Source organism: Mycobacterium tuberculosis H37Rv (genome assembly GCF_000195955.2).
Classification (GTDB): Bacteria; Actinomycetota; Actinomycetes; order Mycobacteriales; family Mycobacteriaceae; genus Mycobacterium; species Mycobacterium tuberculosis.
Window position 1 is genome coordinate 4381942 of sequence record NC_000962.3, and the last position, 19753, is coordinate 4401694.

Here is a 19753-nt window from a genome sequence, read left to right on the forward strand (position 1 = left end):
CTCAATACCCCCTGGGGCTGCGGCGAGGATCGGCCTGCTGGATCAGATCGGCCAGATTCGATGCGTCGGCGGCCACCCCGTAGTGGCCTCTCGCGTAGTTGATGAACGCGCATGCCTGGGCGACCAAATCGTGGATGTTGGTCGACGTGCCCGGCTCGTGATAGGCCGCGAACGTCGGAGCGATGAACTGCCAGACGCCCCTGCTGGGGGTGCCCCGCGCGGCGTTGGAATCCCAGTGGTTTATGGCGTTGGCGTTGTAGTTCGATTCGCGACGGGCCACCAGGTCCATGCCGCGAGTCCAGCGTGCCCGCGCGGCTGGATCGTGAACGCCTTGGATATCCAACGCTTTTTGGATCGCCGCCAACACTTGGGCGCGTCCACCGGGTGTGGTTACCTGGGGTCGTCTTGCCGCGGCGGTGCGCAGGTAGCGCAGCCGGCGCAGCCGCAGCCCCAATAGCCGCGCCCGCGACCTACATCGCGCGATGTGCCGATGCTGAGCCCGCAGCCGGGCGGCCATCCGGGCCATCGCCTCCCGCCGGCCCAGCGGTGTGTCGGTCAAGGCCATGGCATCGGTCTTGGCGGCTTCCAGGAGTGCACGCGTCGCGGTCCTGGCGTGCGCATGATCGATCTGGGCTGCCGCCATGATCTGGGCCAGCGCCTCATCGGTGTTGGCCAATCGACGCAGCGCTCTTGCGGCGCCGCGCCAGCGGTACGCCGCTGCGGTGGGAACGGCGTTGGCCACCCAGGATATCGCGTTCGCATACTGCTGGATCTGCGGCGCGTCGATGTCGGCGCCGGAAACGCCGCCCGCGAACAGGCCGTGGCCCCGGGACAGCGCCGCTATCGCCTGCGTGGTCAGGGGATCAGTCAAGGGTTCGCCTTCGGTGCCAATCCTGTGCCATGTGCTCACATCCGTTGCCGGGTGCCATCACCTCGGCCGTACCGACCAGACCACGACCTTGTCGATTGCGGCCGGTGCCCCTGCGCCACGACCATACTGCCGTTGACGCGACCCGACTACTCAGTCGTGGCGCGAAGGCCGACCTCGCCCCAGGGCGACTATTCCTTAACCTTGTCGTCGTTCGGCACAACAAGGATCCGTCGCGTCGACTTGGTGACCACCGGCTTGTCGTCGGCAGATTTCACCGGAACACTCGGCGGTACTGTTAAGCGGCCCTTGACCGGTTGACCATTCGGCACAGCCCGTCACCCGCTTCTCGACCGGCTTGTCCTTATTGGCTCCTTCCGCGCCCGCACCCAACGCGCCCGGCGGCACCATCGGCATGCCGGTCATGCCGGCCGGCCCCGACGCCCGCGGGGTGCCACTAACCGGGTCCGGCGTCACCGACTTGGCCGGCGCCCCGGCTGGAGTCGTCGGTGGCGACGACGTCGGCACGGGTGGGGGACCCAGATAGCCCGTCGGGGTGGTGCCACCACCCCCGCCGCCGGCGCCGACGTCACCAGCGCCCGGCTCGCCGCCGAGGCCGGGCTCACCTTCGATGCTGTCCACCAGCCGCGCCCCGTCCGCGACGTCCAGTCCCTCCGCGCCATAGGTCTGTTGAAGCGCACTCATCAGCGGCTGCATTGCTCCCTGCCCCGCTTGCATGGCCTGCTGGGGAAGCTGCGTGAGTGGGCCCATGACGCCGCCGACCGCGCCGCCGAGCGCGCCGGTAATGCCCGACACCGCTTGTTGCATCATCTGCGTCGCCCCCTAGGCCTCCGCCTGAGCGCCCACCCCCTGGAATTGTTGGGCCGCATCGGCCTCATTCGCCGAGAACTTTTGCACGGCATCGGCCGCATGCGCCCGCCGATCTAGGTCCTCCAGGCCGCTGGACTCGACGTCGCCGGGCACACCGGAATTACCGGCGGCGAAAAGTGCCCCATTAGCGATGTCGGCAGGTGCGGGTAGGTCTACGGGGACAGCGGGAAACGGCGCCGGTCCGGACGCTGGCGGCGTCGTCAAAACCTGCAATAAGATTTCCGGCGTCACCTTGATCGGAACTCCCGGAGCCGGGCCGGGTGCCGGATTCTGATCTCCGGTCATGATCACACCTCGAACTTCATCCGTAGCGCCCCTTCGGACGCTCTTTCGTGTGCTTGTCGACATTGGCCGCAGCATCGCCATTTTGTCACGCCGCGCGTCGACCGGTATTCAGCTCACGGTGTCGGGCCTCGTATGGTGATCAGGGAGTTTCGGGCAGCGGTTCAGGCAGCGAACCCTCGTGAGCCGCCACGCCTGGTGGTTACGGCATACCAGGCCAGGTGATAGTTGGCGAGGTAGTCCTGCTCGTCGATCAGTGCCTCGATCGCCGCCAGCAGCATCCAATCCCCGACAGCGGTGAGCTCGTGACTGGGATAGGCCTTGAGCACCGACTCCTTGACCGCGGTGATGCAGCCGTGCAGCAGCTCGGCTTCGTTTTCCAGCACGCCGGTTTTGCGTACCGCCGGCAGCGCGATCGCCTGCGCGATCCGCGGCAGGCTATCGCGGCGGCGCACAGCTTCGACCAAGGTCGGCCCGAACTCGTCCACCTTGGGTATCGCCGAGCGCGCTGACCGATCACCGGTCAGCGCAGGCGCATCTGGCCCCGGCTCGGCAACGTAGGTGTTGGACTCGTGGGCTGCCACGGCGACGACGGCGCCCAGCAAGTCGATCACGTCGGCATCACGGCGTCGCGCGGTTGGCTCCAGCAGCGTCACGTTCGCGGGCAGCCGGACGTGGGGCGGAATCCACCCGCCGGCCAAATCGGTGACCAGCAGGGTGGTGGTGCCGTCGTCGCGCAGCCCGGCCGCCCATGAGATTCGCGGCTCCTGGCGCGCCACGGCATCCACGATTCGCTGTAGGCGTTGCTGCTCAGCCGCCCGAGCCGATACCGCGCCCGCCGTCGCGCCGGCGGTGGCCGACAGTGCCGAGGCGCCGGCCATTGTCGACGAGCTCGCACCAGCCTGTCCAGCCACAGCTTTCGAGGCTGCGCGCTCCACCGGAGAAACCAGCGCCCCACCCGCCGATGGGGCCGATGACGCCGAGGGCGCCACCGGCGCGCCGGATACGGGCGCCGTAGGAACCGAGGGCACGGCGGGGGCTGCCACGACGGGGGGCCGTAGATCAGAGCCGTAAGCCGGCAGCGGTCCCGCGGGGACAGCCGAGCCACCAACCACCGGCGCAGCGGGTGCCGCCACCGGCCCGGCGGTCACCACGGTCGGCGCGACCGGCCCGGTAGTACCGGTCGACGCCGGTGGAGCGCCCGAGGTGTTCGCCGGCGTGTCAACTGGCCCGTGTGTGGCTTCGATGCCCGCAGCCATGGTCGGCGCAGACACCACGGGCGGTGTCGTTATCGGAGGAGTGGCCTGCGGCGGGGGAACCGACCCCGACTGCATCGCCGTCATTGCCCCTTCCGACAGCGAATGCGCGCCAGCCGCGGCCGGTTGCCCCGTCACCATCCCGGTCGCAAACGATTGCCCAATCGACGTAGGCGATACGCCCTGTCCGAGGGCCGCCGGCGACAGCGACCCGCCGGGCATCGCCACCGGGGGCCAGTGGCGATGACTGGCGGTGTAGCAGCGGCGGGTGTTGTGACCACCGGGGCAGGTGGTACAGGTCCTGCGCTGGCGTGCCGACTCGAAGCGCCTATTGCTCGCGGCGCCGGTTGTGAGCAGGCGGCCTGGACACCACTGCCAGAAAAGCCGCCAGCACCCACCGATTGTGGCGATGCCAGGTCTCCGGCGCCCTCAACACTCCCAAAGCTACCGCCACGCGCGCCGGGACCGGTCAGCGCTGCCAGATCGTTCTCCCTGATCAGGCGGGGTGGTGGTGCGTCGTCGACGTTGAAACCATTGGCCCGTGCCCACGTCCGGGGATCGTCACCGATATCTTCGGCTTCGAGGATCTCCTGCATGGCCGTCATGACCTTGTCGACGGCGTCCCGGGATGCGTTCGCCGCATCGGCATTGCACCTGGTTTGGATCGCCTGGATTTCCGCCAACTGCTCCGGCAACGGCTTTTTCGACGCAAGAACGTCGTCGATTTCCTTATTTCCTTCCCCTGCAATGCCGGTCAACCGGCTCCGCAAATAGTCGATGGCGTCAGCGGCGGTATTGAAGGCGCCCTTCTTTATTTCGTACTTCTCTGCCTTAGTGACCTCGGATTTCGCTCCCCGAAGGTACCGGCCAATCAGGTCTTCGGCCGTTCTACCCTGATTCCGCAACAAAAGATCATGTTGGCTGATCAGATTCCTTGCGAGCTCTTGCTTTTGCATGGCCCAAGTGGCCCAGTGTTGCGCGGCGGCACGTAGGGCCGCCGACGGGGCCGGCCACCACGGCCCCACCAGCACCGCGCTCCACCTACCGGGCGGAAGATCAGCCGCCACCACATACCTGCTTCATAGCAGCATCTTTCACGTTGCCGTCGTCAAGTGCAGCCTGCCACTCAGCTTGAGTGCCACCACTCGCCATTACGATCGTTGTGCGGTAAGCGGTCGCTAGCGCGCGCGGCGTCGCGGTGTTTGGCATCTAGGGCGGGATCGGCTGCTGCATTGTCGAGGATTGCCGCAGCATTTGTGAGCGTGATGCGGGCCAGTGCCTTATCGCTCCCGTTCGTGTCAACTGGTACAGCATGGGCCACCAGCTTGTATGTGTCGCACAATTGCCGCTGAGCCGCGGCAGTCTGGGCAGCGGTGTAGGTAGGCACCGAGGTCGTAGCCGGTGTAGCCGCGGGCCTGGCGTTTGTCAGGGCCACGATCAGCGCAGCGACCGCCACCACAGCAGCGATCGCGGCCACCACGATGGCGGGCCAACTACGTGTGCGTGGTATGGGCAAGGGTGCTGGCGCGGTCACGCCGCAGATGGTATCCGCTGACCGCCTGTTTGCCGCTTGCACCAGACCACACCAACCCGGACACGCCGCGGCGGATGCGTTACGTCACCGGTGACCACGCGGTGCAGGTGTTCCAACTGACCAGCACCGTTATCGATCTCACCACCAAGCGCAAACACACCACGGTCGTGTACGCGGCCACCTCCATGTCGGGAACGCCACCCCTGCACAGGTAGCCTGCTGGTTGCTGGGTCATTGCGCCATGCCTTCGAGAACAAATTGCATCGGATGCGCGACGTCACCTACGCAAAACCCCTCCCAAGTCCGCGCTGGTCAGGGCCCCAAGGTTAGGGCACCCGCGCAACAGCGCCGCCGGCCCGCTCCGTATCGACGGCCACGACAACATCGCGTCCACGCTACGCCGCAATGACGCGGCCCTCGCCAGCCCGTTAAACCATCACAGTCCTGTTGAAACGCCATTTTGCCGAGGCCTTGGGCGCATCGCCGGTAAGCGCTGCTGACCGCCCGGCTGAAATCGATGAGCATCACTATCTTATCTACTGTTTTAGTATGCGGATTGTCGCGACAATGGCATCGCACGAGAAACGTCAACCTAACCCTTATAGTCCTTCCAAAGGGTGAATAAGGGCTTACCTTCGCTATCCAGGAAAGAATCCTTTATCACGTTGACAGATACGTCTAGGTAATGTGACAATTCAACCAGTCGATCAGCCGCGGTAATTGCAACAACCGTTCCACTGGAATCGATAAGGGTATCCCGTTGCCGACCGGCAAACGTCATCGTCCCGATGCTATATTCCGGCATCAGCTCTTCGGGCTGAAAAGGTGCCCGGATCGCCGGCAGTTCACGCTCGCTTCGGACGGAGCCTCCGAAATACCCGTAAAGATATTTTTCGATCACGGACATTGATGCAGCGGCGAATTCATAGCCTTCCCGGCTCATGCGATCGGATGACGTAATAACATACCATCCGGCGAGCCGGTCGATAAAGTAGCGGACTTCACCGCCCTTGTTCCAAAGGATAGTCCGGCCGTCATTCGTTTCCGACCCTTGGATCATGTTCATGCCAGATAAGCGGATCCAGTCCTGCAAATCCGTTGACAGGTCCACACCTATTGTCACTGTCGCAACACCCCGCGCCTTATTAACTCTTCCACTTTGCGCATCTCGTTCTGATGATCGAATATCCGCACTTGGATGGATCCGCCCGGCTGGCCGCACCCCGGCGCGACCTCAGATACTTCGATGAACCATCCCTCAGGCAACCAATCAATGGTATACGCGTGGTAGGGGTCGCGTAACGACGTCACGTGCAGGGCACGTTGTTCCCATGATGCCGGGCGCCCATGTTCCATGATCGCCAGGTACTTGCCCTGATCGCCGCCTATACGATCTAGCTGGGGGCCGTAGTCACTAAGAAATTTTTCGAGATTAGTGTAGGCGATCCTTGTCCCTGGAACCGCACCATTGTTAGGCGGAAAATTAGAGTACTGCTGGCCCCATGGGCCTACACTATTAAATCGCTCTTGATACCGTTCTTGGGTATAGGGCTGTCCCTGAGGATCGCGGCCGAATGGGGCGTTGGGGTCCTCCATGAGCTGGGCCACAACCGGGTTTATCCGACTGCGATCGGCCGGATTGTCTGTAAAGTCCCAGTGGCGCGATAATGGCTCGCCATACTGCGGGTCAACCGCTTCGTCGGATAACCGATGCCAACCCTCTCCAGCTGGTTCGTTCGAATGCATTGCAAGCTGCTGCTCGCGATGCGGCGCATGCAGCCCAGGTGGCTCGCTACCGCTACCGTGGCCTGACCCGTGAGACGCACCGTCGTGGGTCGGCTCGGATCCGTGTGCGCTCAGTGATCGGCCGTGAGGCCCCGATTCGGTTGAGTGAACGCCTCCGGGCGTGGAATGCGGCGCCGCCGCGGGTGCTGCTGGTGTGGTCGCCCACTGGGGTTGGTGCGCGGTAGCGGGCGCTGACTCGACAGGAGGTCCGCCAAGCAACGTCGTCGCCGGTGGTGCTTGCGCCGGGACATGTTCACCCGGTTGCGGCAGGCCATGCGGCACATGTGTGCCGGGCGTGGTGGCTGCGGATACCCGGGGCTGGCCTGCCGACGCCGACGACGGCGCCACCGGTTCAGCCGGTCTGTCGACGGGCGGCGGTTTGGATTCGGTGGGGCTGTGCGGCAGTGGACCGTTGGCGGGCACGGGCGCCGGTTTCGCCGCGGGCGCGGGTGCCGGGTGGCCCGATTCTGGTGGTTCGATCCGTGGTGGTTGCGGTCCTGGCCGCGGCGGCGTTGCTGGGGGCTCAAGGTGCGGTGTCGTCGGCTCAAGCCGCTCCTTGAGGCCTCGCACGCCCGCGAGAATGTCGCGGCCCTTGCTGCCAAGTTTCGACAGCGGCCCGCCCGGCAAAGCTAGCGTCGCGGCGTCGAATACGGTCTTGCCTAGCGCCTCATTAGGGTTGGTCGTCCACTCATCCCAATGGATGAGGCTTTTGCCGAACTGCTTCCACGACTCCACAACGCCGGGAGCGTTCTCGCCGCCCAGGCCCGCCAGCGGCGCCATCCCAGTCAGCATCTCCTCCCAGGAGCGATACCACCCGAACGGGTCTATCGAGGCGCGCAGTGGCCCTAGGTCCCAGGAGTCCTTGGCCATCCCGAAGGCCTCCTCGCCGAAGCCTTTGAGCTGCTGCCCGGTGCCATCGATGACCACACCCACCGGGTTGCTGTGCAAGAACCGATCCCATTGTTTGCCTGCGTGGTCTGCCATCGCGGTGATCACCGCCTCGGCGTGCGACACCACCGCGGTGATCTCCGCAGCCAACGCGTCCACTTCCCCGCTGAACTGGTCGACCACCACCGCGATGTCATGGGCGATGCGCTGGATCTCGTCTTCGTCCTGGTCGGTCAGAAACTCCCACACCTCTTTGATCCCGGTCAGCGGATCGCAGATGCGGGCCAACAAATCCAGGACCGCCGCATGCACCGCGTCGATGCGGGCGGCATAGGCGTCTAGCTGGGCCGCCAGCTGGTGGCATTGGCCCACGACAGCGGTGGTGCTGGCGTACGCGTCAGCAAACGCCGACTCGATCAGCCCCGCCTCCGGGAGCTGCTGGGCGCGAATAACGCCCATCGGCCCCGCCGTCGACTGAATCTCAGTCAGCGCGAACTGCGTGCCCGCGCTGCGCCACGCCACAGCCGCCGCACGTAGCTTTGTCGAATCCCCGTTCGGCCAGATCATCCCGATATACGGGGCCACCCACCCCCAGCCCTTCGGGGCGCCACCGCCGCCACCGACCGCCGACGGCGGCGCACCCACGCCGACACAGCCGCTCGGCGGCGGCGCCGGCAACGGCGCCGCCCGCCCAGCGACATCCGACATCGCCTCGGCCAACGAGTAGTTGTGCGCGCTCATGCGCACCCCATCGCCGAGGTTGCACAATCCGTTGCGCGCCACCGACATCGCCTGCACCAGCGCGGCCGCCGAACCGTCATAGGAGCGCCCGAACACCGCCCCAGCCGGATCATCACCGGCCATCCCCGCACACCCGGCCAGCGCCGCGGTCAGCGACGAGATCACCGCACCCAAACCCGCACCCGCAGCCACCACCGCGCCGCCCGCGCTATCAAGGGCCGCGGGATCGACCGCCAACGGCGCCATCAGCTCACGACCACATACCCAAATTCGTGGCCATCGCGCCGGTGTAGTTGGCGTGCGCGCTCTGCCCCGCGGCCGTGAGCTGGGCCAACGCCTGGCGCATCATCGCCTCACCGGCAGCCCAATGTCGTTGCGCCTCAGCATGAGCCGCCGCGCCCTCCCCCGTCCACGTCACATGCAGCCGGGTAACCAAGGACTCAATCTCGGCGACCAGCTCCTCGACGTGGCGACCGAATTCGGCCATCCGCGCCACCGCATCAGCCAACACGGTCGGATCCACCCGAAACGGCTCAGCCACCGCCCACCTCACGAAGCACCTGCGCCGACGCGGTCTCGTTGTGTTGATAACCCGCACCGGCGTGAGCTATCGCCGCCGCCAGCATCGACAATCCCAGCTGCACCTCACCGGCCCCGCGATGCCATAGCTCCCACGCCGAGCCATACGCACTGCCCGACGCCCCGCGCCACCCGCCCAACATCTGCCCGACCTGAGCGTCCAGCTCGGCCAGTTGAACCGCGAGATGCTCGGCCGCTCCATCCAACGACGCGGCGAAACCCTGCATCACCGCAGGCTCTACGCGCAGCGTGTCGTCGGCACCCATGGCCGCAACCTAACAATGCCCAGGCACCGCCACAATTCAGCCGCCCGGGCGCACCCGCCGCAGCCCTAAAGGCTGCTGGCGCCGTCGGCGGTGCCGTCGCCGTCGGTGTCGGTCAGCCGTACGTCCCAGCGGCCGTCGCCATCGGTGTCGACGTATCCGGTCACACGCTGCTCACCAGCACACAGCACCCGATCGGCCAGCCCGTCACCGTCGGTATCGAGTAGCCGGTCGTCTAAACCACCGAACCCGTCGAAGTCAACCAGTGGACCACCGGTGTGCTCGACGCCGTCGAGCCCATACCAGCGCAGTTGTCCGCCGCGGTCGACGGCGACCGCCCAGGTCCCCGATCCGTCGTCGATGAAGTAGCTTTCCGGGGTGCCGTCGTTGTCGACGTCGAATACGGCGTGGTCGGCAACGTCGTCGCCGTCGAAGTCGGCCAGCGCGTCATCGCGCAGACCGTCGCCGTCGAGATCCAGGCCAATCGCGTCCAGCCGGCCGTCACCGTCGAGGTCGACGTCGAACGGGCGGTTCCAGATCCCGGCGCTGCCGTCGTCGCCGGCTATGCAGTACTCCACAACCGTTCTGACGCGACTCCCAAGCTAGCGGTTCCCCCGTGATTTCCACCAGGACAGCAGCTCGGTTGTCGCCTCCTCGGTGGACAACGGGCCGCGCTCTAGCCGCAGCTCCTTCAAGTAGCGCCACGCCTCGCCGACTTGCGGGCCCGCCGGAATGTCGAGCACCGCCATGATCTGGTTGCCGTCCAGGTCGGGGCGCACCCGATCCAGATCCTCCTGGGCGGCCAGCTCCGCGATCCGCTCTTCCAGCCGGTCGTAACTGGCCTGCAACCGCGCGGCCCGGCGCTTGTTGCGGGTCGTGCAGTCGGCGCGCACCAGCTTGTGCAGCCGTGGCAGTAGGGCCCCGGCGTCGGTGACATAGCGGCGCACCGCAGAGTCGGTCCATTTCCCATCGCCGTAGCCGTGAAACCGCAGATGCAGGTAGACCAGCTGCGAGATGTCGTCGATCATCTGCTTGGAATACTTCAGCGCCCGCATCCGCTTGCGCACCATCTTGGCGCCGACCACTTCGTGGTGATGGAAGCTCACCCCACCGTCGGGTTCGTGACGGCGGGTGGCGGGCTTGCCGATGTCGTGCAGCAGCGCCGCCCAGCGCAACACCAGATCCGGGCCGTCGTCCTCCAGCGCGATCGCCTGCCGCAGCACGGTCAAGGAATGCTGATAGACGTCCTTGTGCTGGTGATGTTCGTCGATCGCCATCCGCATCCCACCGATTTCAGGCAAGACCACAGCACCCATACCGCTCTGCACCATCAGGTCGATACCCGCGGCCGGATCCTCACCGACCAGCAGCTTGTCCAGCTCGGCGGCCACCCGTTCGGCGCTGATTCGGGCCAACTGCGGCGCCATCTCTTCGATCGCCGCGCGCACCCGCGGCGCCACCGCGAATCCAAGTTGCGAGACGAACCGCGCGGCGCGCAGCATCCGCAACGGATCGTCGCCAAAGGACCCCGACGGCGCCGCCGGGGTGTCTAACACCTTGGCCCGCAGCGCCGCCAAGCCACCAAGCGGATCCAGGAATTCGCCCGGCCCAGTGGCGGTGACGCGCACAGCCATTGCGTTCGTGGTGAAGTCGCGGCGGACCAGATCGCCCTCGAGGCAATCGCCGAAACGTACCTCTGGATGACGCGAAACCCGGTCGTAGCTGTCGGCACGGAATGTGGTGATCTCCATGCGGTGGTCGCTCTTACCCACGCCGACGGTGCCGAATTCGATTCCGGTATCCCACACCGCATCGGCCCACGGCCGCACGATCTCCTGCACCCGCTCGGGACGGGCGTCGGTGGTGAAGTCCAGGTCGGGGCTCAACCGGCCCAACAGTGCATCTCGCACCGAACCGCCGACCAGATACAACTCGTGTCCCGCGGCGGCGAACACCGACCCGAGTTCCCGCAATAAGGCAGCATGCCTGTTCAAGGCAACCGCAGCGGCGGTTAGCAGATCGGCTTCCTGGACGGCTTCCGGCACGTTCGATCAGCCTAATGGCAGTCGAAGTGGGCCGGGACGGTCGGTGGAGGAACCGGCAACCCTCGTTGCCGCACCCGTCGCATTGGCCGGTGTCGGGACGAGGTATCGTCGTGCCCATCTCCGCGCGACAAACAGCCGGCGACAATATTAAGAATCCTTGGGTGCGGTCGCGTCTTGTCGCTCGAAGGTGGGCAAATCGTGCGCCCCCGACACAGCGACTTCTGTGATAGATGTGACTGGCGCGACTCAATTGGTCAGCGCGGGTCGCCTGCACCGCCCCGCTCCCTCGCCCAACGAATAAGTCCTGGCCGACGATGGGCGCTCAGACGGCGAGTACATCGGGAACACCCGCCCGTACCAGCTACTATCGCTGGGGTGTCCGACGGCGAACAAGCCAAATCACGTCGACGCCGGGGGCGGCGCCGCGGGCGGCGCGCTGCGGCTACAGCCGAGAATCACATGGACGCCCAACCGGCCGGCGACGCCACCCCGACCCCGGCAACGGCGAAGCGGTCCCGGTCCCGCTCACCTCGTCGCGGGTCGACTCGGATGCGCACCGTGCACGAAACATCGGCTGGAGGGTTGGTCATTGACGGTATCGACGGTCCACGAGACGCGCAGGTCGCGGCTCTGATCGGCCGCGTCGACCGGCGCGGCCGGCTGCTGTGGTCGCTACCCAAGGGGCACATCGAGTTGGGCGAGACCGCCGAGCAGACCGCCATCCGCGAGGTCGCCGAGGAGACCGGCATCCGCGGCAGTGTGCTCGCCGCGCTGGGGCGCATCGACTACTGGTTCGTCACCGACGGCCGGCGGGTGCACAAGACCGTCCACCATTATTTGATGCGGTTTTTAGGCGGAGAGCTGTCCGACGAAGACCTCGAGGTAGCCGAGGTAGCCTGGGTGCCGATCCGGGAACTGCCGTCTCGACTGGCCTACGCCGACGAACGTCGACTAGCCGAGGTGGCCGACGAACTGATCGACAAGCTGCAGAGCGACGGCCCCGCCGCGCTTCCGCCGCTACCACCCAGCTCGCCTCGTCGACGGCCGCAAACGCATTCACGCGCTCGTCATGCCGATGACTCAGCACCGGGTCAGCACAACGGTCCCGGGCCGGGGCCGTGACCGCACTGCAACTCGGCTGGGCCGCTTTGGCGCGCGTCACCTCAGCGATCGGCGTCGTGGCCGGCCTCGGGATGGCGCTCACGGTACCGTCGGCGGCACCGCACGCGCTCGCAGGCGAGCCCAGCCCGACGCCTTTTGTCCAGGTCCGCATCGATCAGGTGACCCCGGACGTGGTGACCACTTCCAGCGAACCCCATGTCACCGTCAGCGGAACGGTGACCAATACCGGTGACCGCCCAGTCCGCGATGTGATGGTCCGGCTTGAGCACGCCGCCGCGGTCACGTCGTCAACGGCGTTACGCACCTCGCTCGACGGCGGCACCGACCAGTACCAGCCGGCCGCGGACTTCCTCACGGTCGCCCCCGAACTAGACCGCGGGCAAGAGGCCGGCTTTACCCTCTCGGCCCCGCTGCGCTCGCTGACCAGGCCGTCGTTGGCCGTCAACCAGCCCGGGATCTACCCGGTCCTGGTCAACGTCAATGGGACACCCGACTACGGTGCGCCTGCGCGGCTCGACAATGCGCGGTTCCTGTTGCCCGTGGTCGGAGTGCCACCCGACCAGGCCACCGACTTCGGCTCCGCTGTTGCACCAGAAACGACGGCGCCGGTCTGGATCACCATGCTGTGGCCGCTGGCCGACCGGCCCCGGTTGGCCCCCGGGGCACCCGGTGGCACCGTTCCCGTCCGGCTGGTCGACGACGACCTGGCAAACTCGCTGGCCAACGGCGGCCGGCTGGACATCCTCCTGTCGGCGGCCGAGTTCGCCACCAACCGGGAAGTCGACCCCGACGGCGCCGTCGGCCGAGCGCTGTGCCTGGCCATCGACCCAGATCTACTCATCACCGTCAATGCGATGACCGGCGGCTACGTCGTGTCCGACTCGCCCGACGGGGCCGCTCAACTACCGGGCACCCCGACCCACCCGGGCACCGGCCAGGCCGCCGCATCCAGCTGGCTGGATCGATTGCGGACGCTAGTCCACCGGACATGCGTGACGCCGCTGCCTTTTGCCCAAGCCGACCTGGATGCTTTGCAGCGGGTTAATGATCCGAGGCTGAGCGCGATCGCAACCATCAGCCCCGCCGACATCGTCGACCGCATCCTGGATGTCAGCTCCACCCGCGGCGCAACCGTGCTGCCCGACGGCCCGTTGACCGGCCGGGCGATCAACTTGCTCAGCACCCACGGCAACACGGTTGCCGTCGCGGCCGCCGATTTTAGCCCCGAGGAACAGCAGGGTTCGTCCCAGATCGGCTCCGCGCTCTTACCCGCTACCGCGCCCCGGCGGTTGTCCCCGCGGGTGGTAGCGGCGCCGTTTGATCCCGCGGTCGGGGCCGCGCTGGCCGCCGCGGGAACAAACCCGACCGTTCCTACCTATCTAGATCCCTCGTTGTTCGTTCGGATCGCGCATGAATCGATCACCGCGCGCCGCCAGGACGCCTTGGGCGCAATGCTGTGGCGCAGCTTGGAGCCGAATGCCGCGCCCCGTACCCAAATCCTGGTGCCGCCGGCGTCGTGGAGCCTGGCCAGCGACGACGCGCAGGTCATCCTGACCGCGCTGGCCACCGCCATCCGGTCTGGCCTGGCCGTGCCGCGACCACTACCGGCGGTGATCGCTGACGCCGCGGCCCGCACCGAGCCACCGGAACCCCCGGGCGCTTACAGCGCCGCTCGCGGCCGGTTCAATGACGACATCACCACGCAGATCGGCGGGCAGGTTGCCCGGCTATGGAAGCTGACCTCGGCGTTGACCATCGATGACCGCACCGGGCTGACCGGCGTGCAGTACACCGCACCACTACGCGAGGACATGTTGCGCGCGCTGAGCCAATCGCTACCACCCGATACCCGCAACGGGCTGGCCCAGCAGCGGCTGGCCGTCGTTGGAAAGACGATCGACGATCTTTTCGGCGCGGTGACCATCGTCAACCCGGGCGGCTCCTACACTCTGGCCACCGAGCACAGTCCGCTGCCGTTGGCGCTGCATAATGGCCTCGCCGTGCCAATCCGGGTCCGGCTACAGGTCGATGCTCCGCCCGGGATGACGGTGGCCGATGTCGGTCAGATCGAGCTACCGCCCGGGTACCTGCCGCTACGAGTACCAATCGAGGTGAACTTCACACAGCGGGTTGCCGTCGACGTGTCGCTGCGGACCCCCGACGGCGTCGCGCTGGGTGAACCGGTGCGGTTGTCGGTGCACTCCAACGCCTACGGCAAGGTGTTGTTCGCGATCACGCTATCCGCTGCGGCCGTGCTGGTAACGCTGGCGGGCCGGCGCCTTTGGCACCGGTTCCGTGGCCAGCCTGATCGCGCCGACCTGGATCGCCCCGACCTGCCTACCGGCAAACACGCCCCGCAGCGCCGTGCCGTAGCCAGTCGGGATGACGAAAAGCACCGGGTATGAGACCCTCCCCTGGAGAGGTGCCCACGGCATCGCAGAGGCAGCCCGAGCTGTCCGACGCGGCGCTGGTATCGCACTCCTGGGCAATGGCATTCGCGACGCTGATCAGCCGGATCACCGGCTTTGCCCGGATCGTGCTGCTGGCCGCGATCTTAGGTGCGGCGCTGGCCAGCTCGTTCTCGGTGGCCAACCAGCTGCCGAACCTGGTCGCCGCACTCGTGCTGGAGGCCACCTTCACCGCCATCTTCGTACCGGTGCTGGCCCGCGCCGAGCAGGACGACCCGGACGGCGGCGCGGCGTTCGTGCGCCGTTTGGTCACGTTGGCAACCACCCTGCTGCTGGGCGCCACCACGCTGTCGGTGCTGGCCGCGCCACTGCTTGTGCGGTTGATGCTGGGCACAAACCCACAGGTTAACGAGCCGCTGACCACGGCGTTCGCTTACCTGCTGCTACCGCAAGTCCTCGTCTACGGCCTCTCGTCGGTATTCATGGCGATCCTGAACACCCGCAATGTGTTCGGGCCGCCGGCCTGGGCGCCCGTCGTCAACAATGTCGTCGCCATCGCGACCCTAGCGGTGTATCTGGCGGTCCCCGGCGAGCTTTCAGTCGATCCGGTTCGGATGGGCAACGCCAAGCTGCTGGTGCTCGGCATCGGCACCACCGCAGGCGTGTTTGCACAGACCGCGGTGCTGCTGGTGGCCATCCGGCGCGAGCACATCAGCCTGCGCCCCCTGTGGGGAATCGATCAGCGGCTCAAGCGCTTTGGCGCGATGGCCGCCGCGATGGTGCTCTATGTGCTGATCAGCCAGCTCGGCCTGGTGGTCGGTAACCGGATCGCCAGCACGGCAGCGGCTTCCGGCCCCGCGATCTACAACTACACCTGGCTAGTGCTGATGTTGCCATTCGGCATGATCGGCGTGACGGTGCTGACCGTGGTGATGCCGCGGCTGAGCCGCAATGCCGCGGCCGACGATACCCCGGCCGTGCTCGCCGACCTGTCGCTAGCCACCAGGCTGACCATGATCACGCTGATCCCAACGGTGGCGTTCATGACGGTCGGCGGTCCGGCGATCGGTAGCGCGCTTTTTGCATACGGCAACTTCGGCGACGTTGATGCCGGGTACCTGGGGGCGGCGATCGCATTGTCGGCGTTCACGTTGATCCCCTATGCGTTAGTGCTGTTGCAGCTACGCGTGTTCTACGCCCGCGAGCAGCCGTGGACACCAATCACGATCATCGTGGTCATCACCGGCGTCAAGATCCTCGGCTCGCTGCTGGCGCCGCATATTACCGGTGATCCCCAGCTGGTCGCGGCCTATCTCGGGCTGGCTAACGGACTCGGATTTCTCGCCGGCACGATCGTCGGCTACTACATACTGCGTCGGGCCCTGCGGCCCGACGGCGGCCAGCTGATCGGCGTCGGCGAGGCGCGAACCGTCCTGGTGACCGTCGCCGCGTCGTTGCTTGCCGGACTGCTGGCACACGTGGCCGATCGGTTACTAGGGCTAAGCGAGCTGACGGCCCACGCGGGCAGCGTCGGTTCGCTGCTGCGGCTGTCGGTGCTGGCTCTCATCATGCTGCCAATTCTGGCTGCGGTCACCCTCTGCGCACGGGTGCCCGAGGCGCGGGCGGCGCTGGATGCCGTGCGAGCCCGAATCAGGAGCCGGCGCTTGAAGACCGGGCCTCAGACCCAGAATGTCTTGGATCAATCGTCTCGCCCCGGACCGGTCACGTACCCTGAGCGGAGGCGTTTGGCCCCGCCGCGGGGGAAAAGTGTGGTCCACGAGCCGATCCGGCGCAGGCCTCCGGAGCAGGTAGCCAGAGCCGGGAGAGCGAAAGGACCGGAGGTGATCGACCGCCCATCGGAGAACGCCTCGTTTGGTGCCGCGTCGGGTGCCGAGCTGCCGCGGCCCGTCGCCGACGAGCTTCAGCTCGACGCGCCAGCCGGCCGTGACCCCGGCCCCGTTTCCCGGCCGCACCCATCCGACCTGCAAAACGGCGATCTGCCCGCCGATGCGGCCCGTGGGCCGATTGCGTTCGACGCGCTCCGCGAACCGGACCGAGAATCGTCGGCCCCCCCAGATGATGTGCAGCTGGTTCCCGGCGCCCGCATCGCTAACGGCCGCTACCGCCTGCTGATCTTCCACGGGGGTGTACCACCCCTGCAGTTCTGGCAGGCGCTTGACACAGCGCTGGACCGCCAGGTGGCGCTGACCTTCGTCGACCCGCAGGGCGTCCTGCCCGACGACGTCCTCCAGGAGACCTTGTCCCGTACGTTGCGGCTCAGCCGGATCGACAAGCCCGGTGTCGCCCGAGTGCTTGACGTCGTGCACACCCGGGCCGGTGGTCTGGTAGTCGCGGAGTGGATCCGCGGCGGTTCGTTACAGGAAGTCGCCGACACCTCACCGTCGCCGGTTGGCGCCATCCGGGCGATGCAGTCCCTGGCCGCGGCCGCAGATGCTGCCCACCGCGCCGGTGTTGCGCTGTCGATCGACCATCCCAGCCGGGTGCGCGTGAGCATCGACGGCGACGTCGTGCTGGCCTACCCGGCGACCATGCCGGACGCCAACCCGCAAGACGACATCCGCGGCATCGGCGCCTCCCTGTACGCCCTGCTGGTCAACCGGTGGCCGCTGCCGGAGGCCGGCGTGCGCAGCGGGTTGGCACCCGCCGAGCGCGACACCGCTGGCCAGCCCATCGAACCCGCCGACATCGACCGTGACATCCCCTTCCAGATTTCCGCGGTGGCGGCCCGGTCGGTTCAAGGAGACGGCGGGATACGCAGCGCGTCAACGCTGTTGAATCTAATGCAGCAGGCGACCGCGGTGGCCGATCGCACCGAGGTGCTGGGACCGATCGACGAAGCACCGGTCTCCGCGGCCCCGCGCACATCCGCGCCCAACAGCGAAACCTACACCCGCCGCCGTCGCAACCTGCTGATCGGCATCGGCGCGGGTGCTGCCGTCCTCATGGTGGCCCTGCTGGTCTTGGCTTCGGTGTTGAGCCGGATATTCGGCGATGTCAGCGGCGGCCTCAACAAGGACGAACTGGGCCTCAACGCACCCACCGCGTCGACCTCGGCGGCCAGTTCGGCGCCGCCCGGCAGCGTCGTCAAACCCACCAAGGTCACGGTCTTCTCCCCCGACGGCGGCGCCGACAACCCCGGGGAGGCTGATTTGGCCATCGACGGCAATCCGGCCACTTCCTGGAAGACCGACATCTATACCGACCCCGTCCCGTTCCCTAGCTTCAAGAACGGAGTCGGTTTGATGTTGCAGCTGCCCCAGGCCACGGTGGTCGGCACCGTCGCCATCGACGTGGCCAGCACCGGCACCAAGGTGGAGATCCGCTCGGCATCCACGCCGACGCCGGCAACGCTGGAGGATACCGCCGTGTTGACTTCGGCCACCGCGCTGCGGCCCGGCCACAACACCATCTCGGTCGAGGCGGCCGCGCCCACCTCGAATCTGCTGGTGTGGATCTCTACCTTGGGAACCACCGACGGAAAGAGTCAAGCCGACATCTCGGAGATCACGATTTACGCCGCGTCCTGACCGGGCCGGGCACGGCCAGCCAGGGTGAAGTGCTATGCCGCCACCGATTGGTTACTGTCCGGCCGTGGGTTTCGGGGGCCGTCACGAGCGCAGCGACGCCGAGCTGCTGGCCGCCCATGTCGCCGGCGACCGGTACGCCTTCGATCAGTTGTTCCGCCGTCATCACCGCCAGCTACACCGGCTCGCGCGGCTCACCAGCCGGACCTCCGAGGACGCCGACGATGCGCTGCAAGACGCGATGCTGTCAGCGCACCGCGGCGCCGGCTCGTTCCGGTACGATGCCGCCGTCAGCAGTTGGTTGCACCGCATCGTGGTCAACGCTTGCCTGGACCGGCTGCGTCGGGCCAAAGCCCATCCGACCGCCCCTCTAGAAGATGTCTATCCGGTCGCGGACCGGACCGCGCAGGTCGAGACCGCGATCGCGGTGCAGCGGGCACTGATGCGGCTGCCCGTCGAGCAGCGGGCCGCGGTGGTCGCCGTGGACATGCAGGGCTATTCGATCGCCGACACCCGCCCGGATGCTGGGCGTGGCCGAGGGCACCGTCAAGAGCCGCTGCGCCCGGGCGCGGGCCCGCCTAGCGCGGCTGCTGGGCTATCTCAACACCGGGGTGAACATCCGGCGCTGACCCCGTTGCCGGTCCGTCGTAGCATCGATCCACGGGCTCGCCGCTACCCCACATCTGGCTATTGCCACCGGGCATGACGGACACTGGGGCCGATGAGTGCAGCCGACAAGGATCCAGACAAACATAGCGCCGATGCGGACCCGCCGCTGACCGTTGAGCTGCTGGCCGACCTGCAAGCAGGTCTGCTGGACGACGCAACCGCCGCCCGCATCCGCAGCCGGGTCCGCTCAGACCCGCAGGCTCAGCAAATCCTGCGCGCGTTGAACCGGGTACGCCGCGATGTCGCCGCGATGGGTGCCGACCCCGCTTGGGGGCCAGCTGCTCGCCCAGCGGTCGTCGACAGCATTTCGGCGGCCTTACGGTCGGCGCGCCCGAACAGCTCACCCGGCGCCGCTCACGCCGCCCGTCCGCACGTCCACCCCGTCCGAATGATCGCCGGCGCGGCCGGATTGTGCGCCGTGGCCACAGCGATCGGTGTCGGCGCCGTGGTCGATGCACCGCCACCCGCACCGAGTGCACCGACAACCGCGCAGCACATCACGGTGTCAAAACCTGCCCCGGTGATTCCGCTGTCTCGGCCGCAGGTTCTCGACCTGCTTCACCACACCCCGGACTATGGCCCACCCGGAGGCCCGCTGGGCGATCCGTCCCGGCGTACGTCCTGCCTGAGCGGCCTCGGCTATCCGGCGTCCACGCCGGTGCTGGGCGCGCAGCCGATCGATATCGACGCTCGGCCCGCCGTACTGCTGGTGATACCCGCGGACACGCCCGACAAACTGGCCGTTTTTGCGGTCGCGCCGCACTGCAGCGCCGCCGATACCGGGTTGTTGGCTAGCACCGTGGTCCCCCGCGCATGATGGGTCTGGGTGCTGTCGCTCGCCTGCGGGAACAGCAGTGCCTACGCTGGCGTTCGTTGT

17 protein-coding genes are annotated in these 19753 nt (G+C 67.1%); 5 read left to right on the plus strand and 12 right to left on the minus strand.

Annotated features, from left to right (window positions below; all coding sequences use genetic code 11):
* Position 1: 1 nt before the first annotated feature.
* From Rv3896c to pcnA, 12 genes are all read right to left on the minus strand, one after another.
* Complete coding sequence (locus Rv3896c) at positions 2-910, minus strand: hypothetical protein (RefSeq protein ID NP_218413.1); 909 nt, start codon at positions 908-910, stop codon at positions 2-4.
* A 156-nt stretch (positions 911-1066) separates the two neighbouring features.
* On the minus strand, positions 1067-1699 hold the full coding sequence (locus Rv3897c; protein NP_218414.1) for a hypothetical protein: 633 nt from the start codon (positions 1697-1699) through the stop codon (positions 1067-1069).
* 12 nt (positions 1700-1711) lie between these two features.
* Positions 1712-2044 (minus strand): hypothetical protein, encoded by a 333-nt coding sequence (locus Rv3898c; protein ID NP_218415.1) that lies wholly within the window; start codon positions 2042-2044, stop codon positions 1712-1714.
* A 161-nt stretch (positions 2045-2205) separates the two neighbouring features.
* A complete protein-coding gene (locus tag Rv3899c; RefSeq protein ID NP_218416.1) occupies positions 2206-3438 on the minus strand; it encodes a hypothetical protein in 1233 nt (410 codons plus the stop codon).
* Positions 3432-4367, minus strand: coding sequence for a hypothetical protein (locus Rv3900c; protein NP_218417.1), 936 nt, complete (start codon positions 4365-4367; stop codon positions 3432-3434). The genes Rv3899c and Rv3900c overlap by 7 nt, the downstream gene beginning before the upstream one ends.
* Before the next feature lie 56 nt (positions 4368-4423).
* Positions 4424-4873 carry a membrane protein gene (locus Rv3901c; protein ID NP_218418.1) on the minus strand — a complete coding sequence of 150 codons (450 nt, stop codon included), beginning with the start codon at positions 4871-4873 and terminating at the stop codon, positions 4424-4426.
* Between the two features lie 550 nt (positions 4874-5423).
* Positions 5424-5954, minus strand: coding sequence for a hypothetical protein (locus Rv3902c; protein ID NP_218419.1), 531 nt, complete (start codon positions 5952-5954; stop codon positions 5424-5426).
* Positions 5951-8491, minus strand: coding sequence for a hypothetical protein (locus Rv3903c; protein NP_218420.1), 2541 nt, complete (start codon positions 8489-8491; stop codon positions 5951-5953). Before Rv3903c ends, Rv3902c begins: the two co-directional genes overlap by 4 nt.
* 4 nt (positions 8492-8495) lie before the next feature.
* Positions 8496-8768: an ESAT-6 like protein EsxE gene (gene esxE / locus Rv3904c; protein ID NP_218421.1), complete on the minus strand. Its 273-nt coding sequence runs from the start codon at positions 8766-8768 to the stop codon at positions 8496-8498.
* 10 nt (positions 8769-8778) lie between these two features.
* Positions 8779-9090 carry an ESAT-6 like protein EsxF gene (gene esxF / locus Rv3905c; RefSeq protein ID NP_218422.1) on the minus strand — a complete coding sequence of 104 codons (312 nt, stop codon included), beginning with the start codon at positions 9088-9090 and terminating at the stop codon, positions 8779-8781.
* 65 nt (positions 9091-9155) lie between these two features.
* Complete coding sequence (locus Rv3906c; RefSeq protein ID NP_218423.1) at positions 9156-9665, minus strand: hypothetical protein; 510 nt, start codon at positions 9663-9665, stop codon at positions 9156-9158.
* A 24-nt stretch (positions 9666-9689) separates the two neighbouring features.
* The gene (gene pcnA, locus Rv3907c) at positions 9690-11132 is read right to left on the minus strand and encodes a poly(A) polymerase PcnA (RefSeq protein YP_178026.1); all 1443 of its coding nucleotides are present in this window, start codon (positions 11130-11132) and stop codon (positions 9690-9692) included.
* 375 nt (positions 11133-11507) lie between these two features.
* Here pcnA and mutT4 point away from each other — a divergent pair, with 375 nt between their 5' ends.
* Genes mutT4 through Rv3912 form a run of 5 tightly spaced genes read left to right on the plus strand, consistent with a single transcriptional unit; the run spans position 11508 to position 19693 of the window.
* A complete protein-coding gene (mutT4, locus tag Rv3908) occupies positions 11508-12254 on the plus strand; it encodes a mutator protein MutT (protein ID NP_218425.1) in 747 nt (248 codons plus the stop codon).
* The gene (locus tag Rv3909) at positions 12251-14659 is read left to right on the plus strand and encodes a hypothetical protein (protein ID NP_218426.1); all 2409 of its coding nucleotides are present in this window, start codon (positions 12251-12253) and stop codon (positions 14657-14659) included. The genes mutT4 and Rv3909 overlap by 4 nt, the downstream gene beginning before the upstream one ends.
* Complete coding sequence (locus Rv3910; protein ID NP_218427.1) at positions 14656-18210, plus strand: peptidoglycan biosynthesis protein; 3555 nt, start codon at positions 14656-14658, stop codon at positions 18208-18210. Before Rv3909 ends, Rv3910 begins: the two co-directional genes overlap by 4 nt.
* A 34-nt stretch (positions 18211-18244) precedes the next feature.
* Positions 18245-18913, plus strand: coding sequence for an ECF RNA polymerase sigma factor SigM (gene sigM, locus Rv3911; RefSeq protein NP_218428.1), 669 nt, complete (start codon positions 18245-18247; stop codon positions 18911-18913).
* A gap of 15 nt (positions 18914-18928) precedes the next feature.
* Positions 18929-19693: an anti-sigma-M factor RsmA gene (locus tag Rv3912; protein NP_218429.1), complete on the plus strand. Its 765-nt coding sequence runs from the start codon at positions 18929-18931 to the stop codon at positions 19691-19693.
* Positions 19694-19753 lie beyond the last annotated feature (60 nt).